This window comes from Bradyrhizobium sp. LTSP857 (genome assembly GCF_000938285.1).
Taxonomy (GTDB): Bacteria; Pseudomonadota; Alphaproteobacteria; order Rhizobiales; family Xanthobacteraceae; genus Bradyrhizobium.
Genome location: NZ_JYMS01000049.1, coordinates 163,003 through 178,238, shown reverse-complemented (window position 1 = coordinate 178,238; position 15,236 = coordinate 163,003). Strand labels below are relative to the sequence as shown.

17 protein-coding genes are annotated in these 15,236 nt (G+C 64.5%); 9 read left to right on the top strand and 8 right to left on the bottom strand.

Translation table 11 applies throughout. The features are described 5' to 3' along the window. Nucleotides 1-69 precede the first annotated feature (69 nt). Complete coding sequence (locus UP06_RS34160; RefSeq protein WP_197087451.1) at nt 70-327, bottom strand: hypothetical protein; 258 nt, start codon at nt 325-327, stop codon at nt 70-72. Nucleotides 328-623: 296 nt separating this feature from the next. Here UP06_RS34160 and UP06_RS34155 point away from each other — a divergent pair, with 296 nt between their 5' ends. Next, a complete protein-coding gene (locus UP06_RS34155; RefSeq protein WP_045008095.1) occupies nt 624-998 on the top strand; it encodes a hypothetical protein in 375 nt (124 codons plus the stop codon). 22 nt (nt 999-1,020) lie between these two features. Here the strand turns inward: UP06_RS34155 and UP06_RS34150 are convergent, their stop codons facing one another. Both UP06_RS34150 and UP06_RS34145 read right to left on the bottom strand, forming a co-directional pair. Next, nucleotides 1,021-2,274, bottom strand: a complete 1,254-nt coding sequence (locus UP06_RS34150) for a polysaccharide deacetylase family protein (protein WP_045008094.1) — start codon at nt 2,272-2,274, stop codon at nt 1,021-1,023. Between the two features lie 164 nt (nt 2,275-2,438). After that, nucleotides 2,439-3,245 carry a polysaccharide deacetylase family protein gene (locus UP06_RS34145; protein WP_156163421.1) on the bottom strand — a complete coding sequence of 269 codons (807 nt, stop codon included), beginning with the start codon at nt 3,243-3,245 and terminating at the stop codon, nt 2,439-2,441. Nucleotides 3,246-3,327: 82 nt separating this feature from the next. On the opposite strand from UP06_RS34145, the gene mgtE reads away from it, so the two are divergent. From mgtE to tolA, 4 genes are all read left to right on the top strand, one after another. Continuing rightward, the gene (gene mgtE / locus UP06_RS34140) at nt 3,328-4,749 is read left to right on the top strand and encodes a magnesium transporter (protein WP_045008093.1); all 1,422 of its coding nucleotides are present in this window, start codon (nt 3,328-3,330) and stop codon (nt 4,747-4,749) included. 85 nt (nt 4,750-4,834) lie between these two features. After that, nucleotides 4,835-5,182: a helix-turn-helix domain-containing protein gene (locus UP06_RS34135; protein WP_045008092.1), complete on the top strand. Its 348-nt coding sequence runs from the start codon at nt 4,835-4,837 to the stop codon at nt 5,180-5,182. Between the two features lie 131 nt (nt 5,183-5,313). Continuing rightward, nucleotides 5,314-6,132 carry an aldo/keto reductase gene (locus UP06_RS34130; protein WP_045008091.1) on the top strand — a complete coding sequence of 273 codons (819 nt, stop codon included), beginning with the start codon at nt 5,314-5,316 and terminating at the stop codon, nt 6,130-6,132. A 49-nt stretch (nt 6,133-6,181) separates the two neighbouring features. Beyond that, nucleotides 6,182-7,180, top strand: coding sequence for a cell envelope integrity protein TolA (gene tolA, locus UP06_RS34125; protein ID WP_045008090.1), 999 nt, complete (start codon nt 6,182-6,184; stop codon nt 7,178-7,180). 16 nt (nt 7,181-7,196) lie between these two features. On the opposite strand, the gene UP06_RS34120 is transcribed toward tolA, so the two are convergent. From UP06_RS34120 to UP06_RS34105, 5 genes are all read right to left on the bottom strand, one after another. Then, a complete protein-coding gene (locus tag UP06_RS34120; protein WP_045008089.1) occupies nt 7,197-8,795 on the bottom strand; it encodes a hypothetical protein in 1,599 nt (532 codons plus the stop codon). Between the two features lie 86 nt (nt 8,796-8,881). Then, nucleotides 8,882-9,073, bottom strand: coding sequence for a hypothetical protein (locus tag UP06_RS41250; RefSeq protein ID WP_156163420.1), 192 nt, complete (start codon nt 9,071-9,073; stop codon nt 8,882-8,884). Nucleotides 9,074-9,111: 38 nt separating this feature from the next. After that, nucleotides 9,112-9,624 (bottom strand): hypothetical protein, encoded by a 513-nt coding sequence (locus UP06_RS34115; protein ID WP_156163419.1) that lies wholly within the window; start codon nt 9,622-9,624, stop codon nt 9,112-9,114. Between the two features lie 456 nt (nt 9,625-10,080). After that, nucleotides 10,081-10,932, bottom strand: coding sequence for an alpha/beta hydrolase family protein (locus UP06_RS39375; RefSeq protein WP_050032479.1), 852 nt, complete (start codon nt 10,930-10,932; stop codon nt 10,081-10,083). Between the two features lie 978 nt (nt 10,933-11,910). Further along, entirely contained in the window at nt 11,911-12,618 is a 708-nt protein-coding gene (locus UP06_RS34105) for a DUF599 domain-containing protein (protein WP_045008087.1), read from the bottom strand. A gap of 121 nt (nt 12,619-12,739) precedes the next feature. Between UP06_RS34105 and UP06_RS34100 the strand changes: the two genes are divergently transcribed. The 4 genes from UP06_RS34100 to UP06_RS34085 all read left to right on the top strand — a co-directional run. Then, entirely contained in the window at nt 12,740-13,402 is a 663-nt protein-coding gene (locus UP06_RS34100; protein ID WP_045008086.1) for a glutathione S-transferase family protein, read from the top strand. A gap of 129 nt (nt 13,403-13,531) precedes the next feature. Further along, the gene (locus tag UP06_RS34095) at nt 13,532-13,900 is read left to right on the top strand and encodes a YidB family protein (RefSeq protein ID WP_045008085.1); all 369 of its coding nucleotides are present in this window, start codon (nt 13,532-13,534) and stop codon (nt 13,898-13,900) included. 187 nt (nt 13,901-14,087) lie between these two features. Beyond that, nucleotides 14,088-14,291, top strand: a complete 204-nt coding sequence (locus UP06_RS34090) for a hypothetical protein (RefSeq protein ID WP_156163418.1) — start codon at nt 14,088-14,090, stop codon at nt 14,289-14,291. A gap of 157 nt (nt 14,292-14,448) precedes the next feature. After that, on the top strand, nt 14,449-15,236 hold a 788-nt coding region (locus UP06_RS34085), incomplete at its 3' end, for a hypothetical protein (RefSeq protein ID WP_045008084.1).

Here is a 15,236-nt window from a genome sequence, read left to right as displayed (position 1 = left end):
CCAATTCCTGCTGCTAAACCATTGAAACTGCGCGAAATGAGATCAAGCTCCCGGCGAGGGCGGGGCTCCTCAGCCATACTCATCGCCGATCCCGTACTCTTTGTAGATATCGAGCGGATCCGCCTCCGGGAACAGGCGGCATTTGGCCTGGGCCAGGTGCAGGCTCACGGCGGCAGGTTCCTTGCCATTCGCCAGCATCTTCCGGATGTCGTCCATATGCGCGCTCGGTTGGTGCTTCGCCTCGAGCTGCTCCAGCGCGACCAGCGCGGTCGCAAGCGCCTCGGTCAGGACCCAATCGTCGTGGCCCGTGATTCCCTTTTTCGGCATCGGCAGACCCCACATGCGGTGGCAGTGAGCAGTCTACCGTAGCTTCCGCCGAATCTCCATCGAGCCGCAGCGGACCTCGTGGCGAGCCTGGGACAGCCCGATGACGATGCTCTCGCTTGCATTACGGCGACGCGTGGCTAAAAGGCGGCGGCGCAGGGGCGATGGTATCTTTGTTGAAACAAAGTTGGCGTAGACGGGCGTGCGCGGCATCTAGGCTGGCTGTTCCCGCCTGAATCCCACGTCCCCGAATTCGCAACACGCTTCCGGTTGCGCGCCTTCTCTCGGCTGGAGCCAGTATGGCCTTTCTAAGCATCATCTACCGCTTCCTGACCAACTTCGCGTTCATGGCGATGGTCTATTTCAGCCTGAACTTCATGGAGAAATATCCGAACCGGGCGATGCTCGCGATCCTGGTGCTGGTCTACAGCGCCATGCGCGCGGCCTCGACGCTGCGCTCGTTCTATTTCTTCCAGAAGATCGAGAAGCTCGAATCCGAGGTGCGGCGGCTTCAGGGCCCCATCAATGACGGCAGCGGCGGGACGAACGCGCGCAAGCAGGTCGTGACCGACGTTGCACGGCTGCGCCGCGACGGCGAGCTCAAGTCCTATATGGACCTGTTCTTCCTGGCGTTGATCGTGCTGCTCTGCGTCGCCAACATCATGCGGCAGTAAACAAGGCTTACTGCAACAAGGCTTACTGCGCCCGCTTCTTCAGGCTGGCAACCCGCGTCGGGCGCGGTGGTGCGCCCTTGGCCTGGCTTACGTGTTTCGGCACGGCATGCGCAGCATGCGCCGTCCGCCGTGCCTGCATCCTGGCCGCCTTGCCTTTGGCAGCATGAGGCGTCTCGGCCGCCATGGCGAGCCGCGTCGCTGCGCGCCGCGATAATGTCGTCGACAGCAGCACCTCGATCGAGCCTTCGGGGATCGCGAAGAGATCGCGGCCGGGCGCGGGCAGGGTTGCCGCGACATCCGCCTGCGCGATGGTCTTGCGCGGCAATAACGGCTGGTGCGCGGCTTGCGCGTTGAGATCAGCCAAGCCGGGCGCGGGAAGCCTCTCGGTCTGCGTGAACACGAAATTCGGCACGGCTGGCCAGCGCGCGATCGGCGTCGTCTCCGTCGGCGGATGCAACAGCCACTCCACCGCCATGGTCGGCGTCGCCGGCCGGTCGGCCGTGGCGGGCACCACATGCACGATGCGATAGCCGCGCGCCTTGAGGTCGCGGATGATTTTTGGCAGCGCCGCCACCGTGCGGGCCTGGATGTCGTGCAGCAGCAAGATGCCCTTGCCCTTGGCCTCCAGCCGCTGGATCGCGAGCTGGTAGACGCGATCGGGCGACACATGACGCCAATCGTCGGCCGGGAAATCGGCGCTCCAGACCTGGATGCCGCGTGAGATCAGAAGGTTTTCGACGCCCTCAGCGCGCATCAGGCCGGGAATCCGGAAGAACGGCGCGAGCTTGGACGGATCGGTCATCGCGGCCGAGGTCCACTCGATGCCGCCGTTGATCTGCGCCTCGGCTTTGTCGAGCGGCATTTTGTTGAATGTCAGCGGATGGGTCATGCTGTGGGTGCCGACGGTATGGCCCGCCGCGACCAGCTTGCGCACGCCTTCCGGGTTCGCCTTGGCCTGTTCGCCGATGATGAAGAAGGTCGCCTTGATGCACTCGTCGGCGAGCATCTGGAGGATCTGGTTGGAATATTTCGGCAGCGGACCGTCGTCGAAGGTCAGGACCACTTCGTGGTCCTTCAGCGGCAGCGTCTCACGGTACTGCATGGTGCCGATGCGCGGATGTTCGTGCGGATCGACGACGATGGTGCGGGAGGTGCCGAGCGCGTCCGGATGGCCGGGGCAGTCGGCCGCGAAGGCCGCTGGCGACGCCGTGGTCAACAACCCCAGAAGCAGGACGGTCCACGATCGCGTCCGGAAAGCAACGCCAGTGCCGATCATGAATCTCGTCTGCCCTCACACGCGATGGCCGCAATATTCGTTGGTCGGAGCCGTCCCGAAACGGTTCAGGCTGGGGACCTCTGTCATCATTGCATGGGGTAGCATGAACAGAGTGTTAATAGGGCCCAAATCACCCCATTTTGCGCCGGCGTGACATTCCGGCATCAACGCGCGTCGGCGTTCTTCTGGGCCGCGCCCGCCGGCACCACATGAACGATGTGGTAGCCGTTCTCCCGCAAATACCGCAGGAAAGCCGGCATGATCGCGGCCGTGCGCGCCTTGGGATCGTGGAAGAGGATGATACCCTTGCCGGCGGCGGCGAGGCGCTCGGTGATGAGCTTCAGTTCCTCATCCGGCGTCATCTCGTTCCAGTCGCTGGCCCAGAGATCAGCCCCAAACACGACGATGCCGCGCGACTGGAGCAGGTCCAGCTCTGCCTGCGTCGATTCAAAATAGGGAAAGCGGAAAAACGGCGTCGAGGGCGTCGTGGTCGACACCCCGTGCAGTGCCGTCTCGTCGGCGGCGATGCCGCGGTCGATTTCGCCCTTCGCCTTGTCGAACGGGATTCGCGCCATGAACGGATGCGACCAGGTGTGGTGGCCGATGGTATGGCCCTCGCGGGCGATGCGCTTGACCATGTCGGGGTGTTCGGAGGCGTGCAGGCCGATCAGGAAGAAGGTCGCGCGCACGCATTCCTGCGCCAGCGCCGCCAGCACCTTCGATGTCGTCGGGGGATGCGGGCCGTCGTCGAAGGTCAATACGACCTCGTGGTCGGCGAGCGGCAGCGTCTGCGGAAAGCTCTTCAGGCCCACGCGCGGCGTGGTCTTCGCATCGACGCTCAAGACCCGCGAGGTCCCCAGCGCGTCCTTGCGCGGGCACTCGGCGGCCGCGGCCGAGGCGATCCCGGCGAGGGCAGCGAGAGCCGCGCCCGCCGTTATCGAGGTCCATTTCGGTCGATGCATCTTTGTCATTGCGCTCGCGATTAGCATGTGGGTATTGCCTGACCCGTCAGCCCAAACCACCTGATCAACCCGTCAAACGGCGAGGCGTACCATGGATGACCATATGGACGGTACCGCTTCCGCCGAGGCCTCGGTACTCGACCACGTCCCGATGCGCAATGAAGACGGCCAAATCCGGCACGAATTCGTCGAGGAGATCGCTCATGCGATCGAGGCCGGCGACAGCGCCGCACTGCGCGCCTGCGTTGCAGAGCTGCACGAGGCCGATCTCGGCGATCTGATCGGGGCGCTGGAGCCCGACGACCGCGTCCGCCTGGTCGAGCTCACGGGGCGCGACTTCGACTTCTCCGCGCTGAATGAGGTCGACGAGGCCGTGCGCGAGGAGATCCTCGACGAGCTGCCGCCGGAAACGGTGGCCGAAGGCGTCCGCGAGCTCGAATCCGACGACGCGGTCGAGCTGCTCGAGACCCTCGACGAGGACGAGCAGGAGGAGATCCTCGAGAAGCTGCCGCTGCAAGAACGCGTCGCACTCGAGCGCAGCCTGCTTTATCCGGAAAATTCCGCCGGCCGGCGGATGCAGACCGAGTTCATTGCCGTGCCGCAGGATTTCACCGTCGGACAGGCGATCGACTACATGCGCGATACGCCCGATCTGCCCGAGCGCTTCTACGAGATCTATGTCGTCGACAAGGACCGGCACTGGCAGGGCGCGGTCTCGCTCGACGTCCTGCTCCGCGCCCGCCGCCCGGTGGCGCTTGCCGAGCTGACCGACGAGGATCGCCGCCGCGTTTCCGTCCTGGAGGACCAGGAGGAGGTGGCGCGCATGTTCGGCAAATATAACCTGGTCGCAGCTCCCGTGCTCGACACCCAGGATCGCCTCGTCGGCGTCATCACCGTCGACGACGTCGTCGACGTCATCGAGGAAGAGGCGGACGAGGACCTCAAGGCGCTCGGCGGCGTCAACAGCGACGAAGAACTTTCCGACACCGTGTTCACCATTGCGCGCGCGAGGTTCAACTGGCTGCTGGTCAATCTCGCCACCGCCTTCCTCGCGTCCTCGGTGCTCGGCCTGTTTGAGGGCCAGCTCGAGAAGATGGTGGCGCTCGCGGTGCTGGCGCCGATCGTCGCAAGCCAGGGCGGCAACGCCGCGACCCAGACCATGACGGTTGCGGTGAGGGCGCTTGCCACCCGCGAGCTCGGTTCCTCCAATGCCTGGCGCGTGGTGGTGCGCGAGACCACGGTCGGTCTCGTCAATGGCCTGGCCTTCGCCGTGATCACCGGCATTGCGGCGGTGGTCTGGTTCAAGATCCCCGGCCTCGGCATCGTCATCGGGCTCGCGATCATCGTCAATCTCGTCGCCGGCGCGCTCGGCGGCATCCTGATCCCGATGGCGCTCGAGCGGGTGCGCGCCGATCCGGCCGTGGCCTCCGGCACCTTCGTGACGACCGTGACCGACGTCGTCGGCTTCTTCTCCTTCCTCGGCATCGCGACGCTCTGGTTCGGGCTGAAGTAGGGGCGCACTCTGGGGCGGTACGCGCCCGCTGCCACCTTTAATCCGAACTTAAGCGTACTGCCGCATCATCGCCCCGCTTGGGGGAATGAGCATGCGTGTGCGGCTGAAGGCGGACGGACGGATCGTCGAGTTGCGGGACGGGCAAGAGTTTCCTGTCCAGCCGTTTCCTGTCCAGCCGTTTCCTGTCCAGCCGTTTCCAATCCAGCCCGCGACCAATGCAGCGCCGGCTGATGCCAGCTCGCTTGCGGTGCGCGACCTGCGCCGCCGTGCCTGCCTCACCCAGATGGAGTTCGCCGCCAAACTCGGTGTGCCCGTCGAGACCATCCGCAACTGGGAGCAGGGCAAGCGCGCCCCGCGCGGCCCGGCGAGGGCGCTGCTCGCGGTGATCGCGCATGCACCGGACATGGTGTTCCAGGCGCTCGCCAAAGCCTGACCTCAAGGCTTTGCGCGAACTTCCCGTTAGCATTGCACTGAATATCCGGCTCGCGTGACACCGCCTCCGTTGGCAGCCTCACGGGCGAGGTCCATAATGCGTTAGGGGCGACCGCAACAGAGAGGCTTCTCATGCTGTTCGTCGAGGCCAATGGCGCAAGCATCCCGGCGCTCGGGCTCGGGACCTGGGAGTTGAGCGACCGGACCTGCGCGCGCGTGGTCGAGCAGGCGCTGCGGCTCGGCTACCGCCACATCGACACCGCCCAGATCTACGACAATGAACGCGAGGTCGGCGACGGCCTGCGCGCCTCCGGCGTGCGCCGCGACGAGGTCTTTGTCACCACAAAAGTCTGGACCAACCATTTTGCGCCCCACGATCTCGAGCGTTCGGTCAAGGAGAGCCTGGTCCGCTTGCGGCTTCCGTCCGTCGACCTCTTGCTGTTGCACTGGCCCAATTCGCACGTGCCGCTGGTGGAGACGCTGGGCGCGCTGTCGCATGCCAAGCAAATGGGCCTGACGCGGCACATCGGCGTCTCCAACTTCACGGTGGCGCTGATCGAGCAGGCGGTCGCGCTGTCGCCGGAGCCGCTCGTCTGCAACCAGGTCGAATATCACCCCTATCTGGGCCAGGCGAAGGTGAGGGCGGCCTGCGACCAGCATGGGCTGGCGCTCGTTGCCTACAGCCCGATCGCCAGGGGCCGCATCAAGGCCGACCAGACGCTCGCCGCGATCGGGCGCGCCCATCGCAAGACGCCGGCGCAAATCTGCCTGCGCTGGCTCGTGCAACAGAATGTGTCTGCGATTCCCAGAACCTCGCGCGTCGAGCGTCTGTCGGAAAACATCGAGATTTTCGATTTCGAGCTTTCGGACGACGAAATGGCGCAGATTGCGGCGCTGGCCAGTCCGAAGGGCCGACTGACGGATTTCGGCTTCGCGCCGAAATGGGATTGAGGGGCGGCTGCCGTATGCTAGGAGCAGGCCGGCAACCTAAGATCAGGCGATGGAACTGCAGAAGATCATACGGACGGATATTGCAGCGTCGGCGATCGCGCATCTGACGCTGGTGGGGCTGATCATCCTGATCAGCGAGGTCCATCCATTTCATCCCGTGCCGCCCGAGACGGTTTCGGTCGATATCGTCACGCCGGAGCAGGTACAGGAGGAGATCAAGGAGCAGGAGGCCAAAGAACAGGTCAAGGAGAAGGCGCCGGAGCCACTCCCCGATCTGCAACTGCCGAAGATCGACTTCACCGACAAGGACAAGGCGGCGGTAGCGCCGAAGGCTGCGGCCAAGCAGCAGGCCGCGCCGCAATCATCGCAGAAGCAGGCGTCGTCCGAACCGCAGCAGAAACAGCCGCAGCCACAGCCCTCGCAGGCGCCGAAGCAGCGCGAGGCCAACGCGCAGCCGCAAACGCCTCAAACGCAGCCGCCGCAACCACAAGCTCAGCAACCGCAACAACAGCCGCCGCAATCGCAGTCGCCGCCGCAACAGCCCCCGCCGCAGCCTCAGCCTGAGCAGCAGCCGCCACCCGCGATGCCGCAGCCACAGGCCGCGCCCCCGGCCTATCAGCCGCCGGAGCCGGACGTCACCGTCAAGTACGGCGTCCTGCTGGGCCTGCCGCCCGAATTGCCGGCCGAGCCGAAAGACGCGCCCAAGGATGATGGCGGCGATGCCAAGGATTCGATCAGTGCGAAGCTGCCGCCCGAGGTCATCGCCGAGCTTCGCCGGCATTTGAGGAGCTGCGCCAAGCTGCCGGCCGGGGTCGCGCCGACCGACAATTTGCGCATCAAGCTGCGCACGGTGCTGGCCACCAACGGCACGCTGGCGCGCCCGCCGATCCTGATCGAAGCCCCGCCATCCACCAAGGGGGTGGCCCTCGTGAAGTCGGCGATGAGCGCGCTCGAGGCCTGCCAGCCCTACACGATGCTGCCCGCCGACAAGTACCAGGAGTGGAAGGTATTGGACCTTCCGTTCACGCCGCAGGATTTTGGATCGTGACGCCCGTACAACCGGGCTACTTCCGCATCTGCAACTCAAAGCCACGAACCGGCGCGAGACACGCCGCACAATATTCCACCCGCACTTCGCTACTGCCCGTACAGGGCTGACCCACCGCCATCAGGAAGCGCATCGGCTGGGCGATGAAGAAGCTGGAGGACTTCACCCGGCAAGTGGCCCGTGACTTCAATTCATTCTTGAGCGCGTCGAGCCTCATGAAATGACGAGAAGTGTCGGTGTAGCCGGCATAGTCGAACAGCTCGAATGGCGGCCTGTCCTCGCCGCGAAAGGCTTCGCGAAATGTCGTGACTTGCGCGTGGACGAATCCGGTGAGGAGGAGCGCGATGGCCGGCATTTTCCAGTTCGCGCGAAGTCCGTCGACGGCGAGCGCGATTGAAACGAACAACAGGAATTGGGGTATGATGTAATATCGATCGGCAACACTGGCGATCGAAAGCCGCAGCGCCGGGAAGTAGGCGATCGTCCACAGACAGAACAGCGGCAGCAGGAGCTGCTCCGCCTTGCTTGGTTTGGCGCGGAAGGATCGGAGTGCGACCGCCGCGAACAATGCGAGCAGCAGCACCATGCGCAGGTGCAGCGCGATCATTTCGATCGGGTCGGGCAGATAGGAGACGACGCGCTCGAGCAGGATCACGCCCGAGACCGTGCCGAAAAAGCTGACATCGCCGATCGGCGACGCCGTCAGCGCGAGCACCACGAAACCGACAAGCACAATGTTGGCAAATCTCGCGACACGCCGATTGGTCAGGGCTTTCATTGTGTGCGGAAGGAGCCGGTCCTCGATGCGAACATAGGCGTGGGTCGCGAGCGCAATCAAAGCGAGGCCGGCCAGCATCGCCGGCAAGGCCCGGGCCACAAAGGCGCCATCGCCGACATAATGCCTTGCGCACAGGACGAGCTGAACCAGCAGGTTCAGTTGGCCGATCAGCAATAGCCTTGCGCTGCTTTCGCTCGGCCATTTGAGCGCGACGAGGAGCGTCGCTGCGGCGAAGGAGAGCGCCGCAGCGACGAATATGGCGTGACTCCAGCACCCCAATGAGAAGGCAAGCAGCAGTAGGAAGAGCCAGCGATGAGAGCTTCGGCTTTGGTCCAGCAGATGTGGCAGAGCCAGCAGCACGAGCGCGAGCAGCAGGTTCTGGAGTGCGTTCACCTCCCAGGCGACCCGGCTGTAGAACAGGAAGAGCAGCGAGGATCCCATCGCCAGCGCGAAATAGAGCGCGGCCGCTCCTCTTGTCCAGAGCGCGAGGGCCGTCAGGCCTAGGGCCAGTCCATTGAGGATGGCGCCCGCCAGCCGCAGGCTGCCGACGCTGGCCGGGACCACCGAGAAGACTTGGCTCACGATCTCGGGGAATAGCGAGCCGGTGTAGCCGTTCATGCCGCGAAGCGTGAACATTCCGCGGGCCTGCTGCTCGAGCGCGCGCAGCCCAACCCAGGCTTCATCACCGTGCAAGCCGGGAAATGAATCCAGCCGCGCCAGAAGGCCGGCGACCACTATGGCCGTGATCGATGCCAGCAGCCCGGCGTAAGCGACGTCGCGCGATCGGTTCGGCTTGATTGCAGTGTGTGCCGATGCCGGCCGAAGGTCAGGATCCATTGCGCCCGGCTGCCGCTGAATTCGCGGCGGCACGAATACGTGGGAAAATTTCCCGCGTCAATGGCTGCCGGAACCGCTTCCGTGGCCTAAGGCCGCCCGGTACGGGGCGTCAGCCATGCGATCATCACGGCATGCGGCGTTCGCCGGCTGCGTGGCAGGCTGTGTCTTTCGACGGCGCGCCGCGCAAAGGCGACCGCCTGCTCGGCGGATCGCCGCTGCTCGGGCGCCAGAGCCATCCACTCGCGAATGACGGCGCGTCGTGTCTTCGATTTCAGCATCTGATTTAAATCTTCGAGGGGGCCGGCGAGGTGCGTGCTCACGCCGCCTGCTGAACGGGGATGGCCTGCCAACGTTGCGCCAGAAGCACGCTGCCGCAGGGATGCTCGGCGCCTTGTAGGACGACGAAGCCGCGCTTCATCACCGCGGCACGAAGGGCGTCCTTCGCCGCCGCCTTTTGCGCATCGAGCCAGATCACCAGCGCGGCGCGGGGGCTCAGGAAGTCGTCGAGCCAATCCATTGTCGCGTCGAGGGCGTGCAGCGTGCGTCGCCGCCAATCCACCAGCGCGACTTCATATTGACCTGCCGGGAGGCCGCAATTGCCTGCTGCCGCGGCCAGCAGATATCCGCGACGATGCAACTCAATCATCAATTCCATGCTCTTTACGCCGACCACGACGATGCGCTGCCGCGTCGAGCAGTTCGCGATTGCCATCATCGGATCGATGATCCTGTTGTTGGTCTCTGGGGTAGACATCATTTTCATCAGCTCGTTGATTGCTGTCTGGCAGGACAGGCCGGGAGTCCATGGCGACGTTTCCACGGTCGGCACCCCTCGCATGTCCTGCGATATGTCGCGCTGTCTTGCGCGGTGCCGCGGATATGTCGTGGGATGAGGTATGATTTCGAGACGGACGCAGCCATGATTGCATAAGACCGGCATAGGGGCCGGTGTCGGGACGCTCCGCGCTTCCGAGGCTTATGCCGCGCCTAGAAGAAGACGGTGCGATCCCTATCGAATTCAAATGCCGACAGCGCCATCTTCCGGACCGCGCTTGCCATCGCGCATTGTGTGGAGACCAAAATGTCCGCTTATCGTGCATTGATCATGGGACGACATGACCGCCCAATTAAAATGATTCAGATGGATTGCGTCGACGATGAATCCGCTATCACCTGCGCCGAAAGGCTCGTCGACGGCCGCGATGTAGAGCTTTGGCAGATGGATCGGCCCGTGGCCAGATTCGATGTCCGGTCCGGGAAGATGTGCAGGAAGTGAACCGTAATGCTACGCACTGTGGTTCGCGAGCCAAGTGAAAGCTGCCAGAATTCCCGGCAGTTGCAGATCGTGACGAAGCTTGCCGGACGCCGGCAGGAAGCGATGGTCGACGGCAACACCAACTCGGCGCAGCGCCTCGACATAGGCGGTTTGAACTGACGCCGACACACGCTGGTCGTGCGGATCGGTCAGCACGATGATCTTCTGCGGAGGATGGCGTGCCACCTCGGCGACATGGTCGATCGGATCGAGGAAGTCGGCGTGGCCGGTGATGTCGGCGGTCCAGCCGTTCTCGCGGTTGCGCTGCGCCACCGCCGTATTTCCAGAAGTGATCACCGCGCAACCGATATCGTCGCGGCGCGCGAGCAGTGCGGCCACGAGATGGCCGCCGCCGGATTGGCCGACGAGATTGAGGCGACGCCAGCCGAAATGCGCCTTGAGCCGGGTGAGCGCCGCATCGACCAACGCGACCTCGCGCGGCCGCCGCCGGTCGAGATGACGACCTGTGGACCCCAGGATGCCGGGGCGCGCCAGATGGACATAGGGGCGATGGAAGCTGGCGCTCAGCTGTTCGGTCAGCGCCTGCACGTCGTAAGCCGTCGCTGCAACGTACCACTCGTTGGCCACGACCTCGCTACCGCGCTTCTCCACGGCATCGCCGCGCAGAAAGATGACGGGGTCGGCCGGCGCACCTTCGGGCGTTGCACCATAGAAGGCGAGAACGTCCGGCTTGCCGTCGACCTCGACCAAAACGCGTCCCGGACCATCGCCATCGGATGCGGAGCATTCAACGCCGCGGACCACGTCTGTCCCGGAGAAGAGCGTGGTCGGCAGGTCCGCGATGTCTGGAAATCTAATCATGCTTTCAGTTGCACCCAGTCGCGCTCTCAATGTCAAGTAACGCACGCGAAATCTGCGGACAGCACGCGGCAAGAGGCTCCCGCCGGCAATGGCGTGCCCGACGGGCAAAACACCTGCGGGGCCGTCAAGCCGTGAGCGCAAATATATTCCACTTTACCGAAATTCGGATTTGTCGTATGTGTCGGCCATCCCGGCTCGACCTTGAGGGGCGATCATGTGTCGTCATTTTTCGCGAGCCGGGCTTGCGGTGGACGCAGCAGCGTCGGGCGTGAGATGTGCGGGCAGGGCGGATTGCTCTCCGTGAGCCCGAGGCTTCACGCCGACGAGCGGCGCTGAGAGTTCGTCTCGCCAATATCCCGGTGGCTGTGTGCACCACGCTGTCGGGCTCTGTGGCGAACAAGCGAACGCGCGTACGGCAAAACCGTGTGGTCCTGACCGTCGTTGCTACGGTCAAGCTCTTGCGGAGGCGGCATTCGCGTCAACCGGCGCGGTGTCCGCGACTTTCGCGAAGGTGAGGGAGGCCAGAACGAACTCGGCTCCCGGGAGAGTACGGCATAAGCCGTCAACCCACTGCGCAGGGAAGGCCGTGTGTTCGGCTTCACCTGTATGCCGCTGTGCAATTCCTTTTGCACTACCCGCGCACAGCGGACCGCGGGTGCCAGCCGGCACCCCGCCTTCCCTGCGCCCTCTTGGATAAGAGGGTGGAGAGATCAAGCAAAGCTCAGGCAAATTGAGCCGCGAGAACGCGAAGGCGTGTCTGATGATGAGGCGAGCCAAACTCCATAACCGTCACCCTGAGGTGCGCGCTCGGCGGCGCAACCGCGCAGCTGAGCAAGCCTCGAAGGGCGACGGCCCGGCTGCATCGGGGCCGTTCATCCTTCGCGGCTCGGCTTGCAATGCGATCGCATCGCAAGTCTCGCACCTCAGGATGACGGGGCTGTTTTCTCCGTTGTTGCGGTCGCAATGACGATATGGAGATCAATGACCGCGCTTCCGCACCTCGCCATCGTCCGGCGCCATCGCCTCCCACGCGCTCGACGCGAATTGCCGGCGCCAGGTCACGATCACCACCGCTGCCGTGGTCACGAACAGCACCCAGGGGCTGACGAACCAGCCGAGATAGCCGAGTGCGAAGAAGAAGGCGCGCTGGCCGCGGTTGAAATGGCGCCCGGCGGATTCGAACACGCGCGTGGTGCGGATGACGTGGGCTTCCGCCTGTGGCGTGTCGCGCTGCGAAGCCGGCGGCATGCCGCCGTACAGGATCGCGACATAGTTGAACAGGCGATAGGCCCAGGCGAACTTGAAGAAGGCATAGACGCAGATCAGCACGAGGCCGACGCATTTCAGCTCCCACATTGCGGGCGAGGTGCTGAGGTCGAGCGGCAGCTTGCTCAGGATCGTGATGGCGTCGTTGGTGGCGTGCAACAGCGCCAGCGCGCCGCCGAGCGCGAACAGGCTGGTGGAGGCGAAGAACGCGGTACCGTTCTGGAGCGAGGCCATGATCTGCATGTCGACCATGCGCGCCTCGCGGTCGAGCAGGCGGCGGACCCAGACCTCGCGATATCGGTTCATCCGCGCCGACAGGCTGTCGCGGCCATAGGCCGAGTGCTCCAGCGTCATGCCGTAGACCAGCCATTCGATGATGAAAAAGCCGACGGCGGTGATGTCGACCCAATGCCTGCTCATGTCTCTCTCCTCGCAGGTGCCAACGATTGCCACGCATGCTTCGGCGCGGCAACGATTGATTGGTGGCAGGCGATGGCGCTAAAAGCAGCCGCATCCAGGAGACTCGGAAAGGACCAGTGACATGGCAGCGCTCAAGCTTGCGATCGGCAACAAGAACTACTCGTCATGGTCGATGCGGCCCTGGCTCGCGCTGCGCGCCAACGACATTCCGTTCGCCGAGACCGTGATTCCGCTCTACACCGACAATTCCGCGGACAAGCAACAGATCCTGAATTTCAGCCGCGCCGGCAAGGTACCGGTGCTGGTCGACGGCGACATCACGGTGTGGGATTCGCTCGCGATCATCGAATACATCGCCGAGCGCTATCCGGAAAAGAAACTGTGGCCGGACGACGTCGCGGCGCGCGCGCATGCCCGTTCGGTGTGCGCGGAGATGCATTCCGGCTTCGTAGCCCTGCGCAGCGAATGCGGCATGAACCTGCATCGTCCCGTGCGCGCCGTGGCGCTGTCGGCGGATGCGCTGGCCAACGTCGCGCGCGTGCAGGAGATTTGGCGCGAGTGCCAGACGCGCTATGGCGCCGGCGGGCCGTTCCTGTTCGGCCGCTTCGGCGCGGCGGATGCGATGTATGCGCCGGTCGTGCACCGCTTCCGCACCTTTGCGATCGATGCGGCCCCCGAGGCCAAAGCCTATATGGACACGATGATGGCGCTGCCGGCGTTCCAGGAATGGACCCGCGACGGGCTCGCCGAAACGCTTGTCATCGAAAAGTTCGAGACTGTGTGAGCATGATCCGGAAAAGTGGGCACCGGTTTTCCGACGAGATCATGCTCGCTTAAAATGTGATTGAGCGCTGCTTGACGGCATGCCGTCTCGCGGCGCTCAATCGTGGTGGAACAACGAGAGGGCACGGCTATGGGAATTCTGGACTCGCTCGAAAACAACCCCGCACTGCGCAGCGCGCTCGGCCAGCTTGGCGCTGCGGTTCTGCCGGCCGTGCTGAGCGAAGTGCTCGGCAGCAACAATCAGGGCGGCCTCAGCGCGATCGTCGCAAAGCTCCAGCAGGCGGGCATGGGCGACCAGGTCAAATCCTGGCTTGGCAACGGCCAGAACCTGCCGATCTCGGCCGACCAGCTCCGCGCCGTGCTCGGCAATGACACCGTCCGTCAGCTCGCCGCCCGCTACAACATCCCGGTCGACCAATTGGGCCAGATTCTGGCTCAGGAACTGCCCAAGGCCGTGGACCAGGCCAGCCCGGAGGGCCATCTGCCCCATACCGCCTGAGCCCCGGTTCCAGCGGTATTAATGGCGGGCCGCGGTTCCGTTATCGTCCTGAAACCACTTCCAAATTGGCTCGTTTGCCATGCTCGCATGAGGCTGGCCAAAAACGCCGCATGCATGCTATATAACGGCCGGGTTTCCAGCCGGCCGCCGCAGTGGGACCATGTGCGGGGCAGGCGTTGTTTGAGTGATGGAGAGGGTGTTGAAGCACAAATTCCCCGTTGGAACGCACGTATTGTTCACTGCCAGCAACGTCGCGCGCCCGGCTGCCAGCGGTTCGTATGAGGTCATCCGTCTGCTGCCGACGGACGGCGACGACTGCCAATACCGGATCAAGAGCTCGACCGAGGCCTTCGAACGGGTCGCCAAGGAAAGCCAGCTCGCGCTCTCGTAAAGCGCTGACGGCATTACGCGTTGACGTTGCGGACGAATTTGCTCTGCTCGCCGTTAAAAGGCCCGCTTCACCTCGACAAGGTGGACCGGGGGCAGTTGCCGACTCACGGTGCTCGCTTTGACCATTCGCTCTTTGCTCGCGTGAGAGGACGTCGCGCATGAACTGGGCATGGGCCACTTCGCTCGATGAAATCTGGCGCTCGCCGGCCTTTCCGATGTGGATGACGCTGGCGGCTGCCGGCTTCTTCGGACTGATTCTCCTGATCACGCTCGTGCGCGCCGAAAAATCGGTCGCCAACGGCGCGCTGACCGTCATTACGCTGCTCGCGATCGGCATCGCGGTGGCCGCCACCATGCGCATCTATGGACCGGCGGGGCGGACCGCGCCTGGCGAAGCCCGCGCCCAGGCCGTGGCGACGGCGAACCTGCCGGCGCTGTCCTGCCTCGACGATCTCGCTGGCGATGCCGTGCTGGGCGGCTGCGAGAAGGCGCTGTTCGGCTCGCCTGATGCTGCGGCTGCCGCCGTCTCCTACACCGCGGCGAGGATCGACCGGCTCACCGCGCTTGGCGACGCTGCGACCGCCGAGAAGAGCCTGACGCCGGACATGAAGGTGCTGCGCAAGGCGCTGGAGCATGATCGCTACGGCCTCGTCGCGCAGGTGCTGGTCGCGCGCGACGGCTGCACGCAGTTCGATTGCGCCGTCTTCCGTTCGCTGACCGATCAGCAGCAGGTCGCCGCCAATATGGACGCCCATCTTTACGACATGCTGGTCGCGCGCTACGCGCCGGCCTGGAATGCGCCCGCAGCGGCGCCGGCAATGCCGCCCTCGGGTGCGCTTGCCGGGCTGCCGACTACAATGCCGACGGGCAAGCCGACCAATGCCGATTTCCCGAGCGCCTCGTCGACGCCGCCGGTAAGCATCATGAATCCCGAGCCGTCTACAGC

Bases quoted from the DNA above. Each gene is read 5' to 3' on its own strand.
- UP06_RS34135 (WP_045008092.1), top strand. From the start codon at position 4,835: ATGAGCATGCGTGTGCGGCTGAAGGCGGACGGACGGATCGTCGAGTTG.
- UP06_RS34105 (WP_045008087.1), bottom strand. From the start codon at position 12,618: ATGAGCAGGCATTGGGTCGACATCACCGCCGTCGGCTTTTTCATCATC.
- UP06_RS34130 (WP_045008091.1), top strand. From the start codon at position 5,314: ATGCTGTTCGTCGAGGCCAATGGCGCAAGCATCCCGGCGCTCGGGCTC.
- UP06_RS34155 (WP_045008095.1), top strand. From the start codon at position 624: ATGGCCTTTCTAAGCATCATCTACCGCTTCCTGACCAACTTCGCGTTC.
- UP06_RS34145 (WP_156163421.1), bottom strand. From the start codon at position 3,245: ATGACAAAGATGCATCGACCGAAATGGACCTCGATAACGGCGGGCGCG.
- UP06_RS34120 (WP_045008089.1), bottom strand. From the start codon at position 8,795: ATGGATCCTGACCTTCGGCCGGCATCGGCACACACTGCAATCAAGCCG.
- UP06_RS34090 (WP_156163418.1), top strand. From the start codon at position 14,088: ATGGAGAGGGTGTTGAAGCACAAATTCCCCGTTGGAACGCACGTATTG.
- tolA (WP_045008090.1), top strand. From the start codon at position 6,182: ATGGAACTGCAGAAGATCATACGGACGGATATTGCAGCGTCGGCGATC.
- mgtE (WP_045008093.1), top strand. From the start codon at position 3,328: ATGGATGACCATATGGACGGTACCGCTTCCGCCGAGGCCTCGGTACTC.
- UP06_RS39375 (WP_050032479.1), bottom strand. From the start codon at position 10,932: ATGATTAGATTTCCAGACATCGCGGACCTGCCGACCACGCTCTTCTCC.
- UP06_RS34150 (WP_045008094.1), bottom strand. From the start codon at position 2,274: ATGATCGGCACTGGCGTTGCTTTCCGGACGCGATCGTGGACCGTCCTG.
- UP06_RS34100 (WP_045008086.1), top strand. From the start codon at position 12,740: ATGGCAGCGCTCAAGCTTGCGATCGGCAACAAGAACTACTCGTCATGG.
- UP06_RS34095 (WP_045008085.1), top strand. From the start codon at position 13,532: ATGGGAATTCTGGACTCGCTCGAAAACAACCCCGCACTGCGCAGCGCG.
- UP06_RS34160 (WP_197087451.1), bottom strand. From the start codon at position 327: ATGCCGAAAAAGGGAATCACGGGCCACGACGATTGGGTCCTGACCGAG.
- UP06_RS41250 (WP_156163420.1), bottom strand. From the start codon at position 9,073: ATGCTGAAATCGAAGACACGACGCGCCGTCATTCGCGAGTGGATGGCT.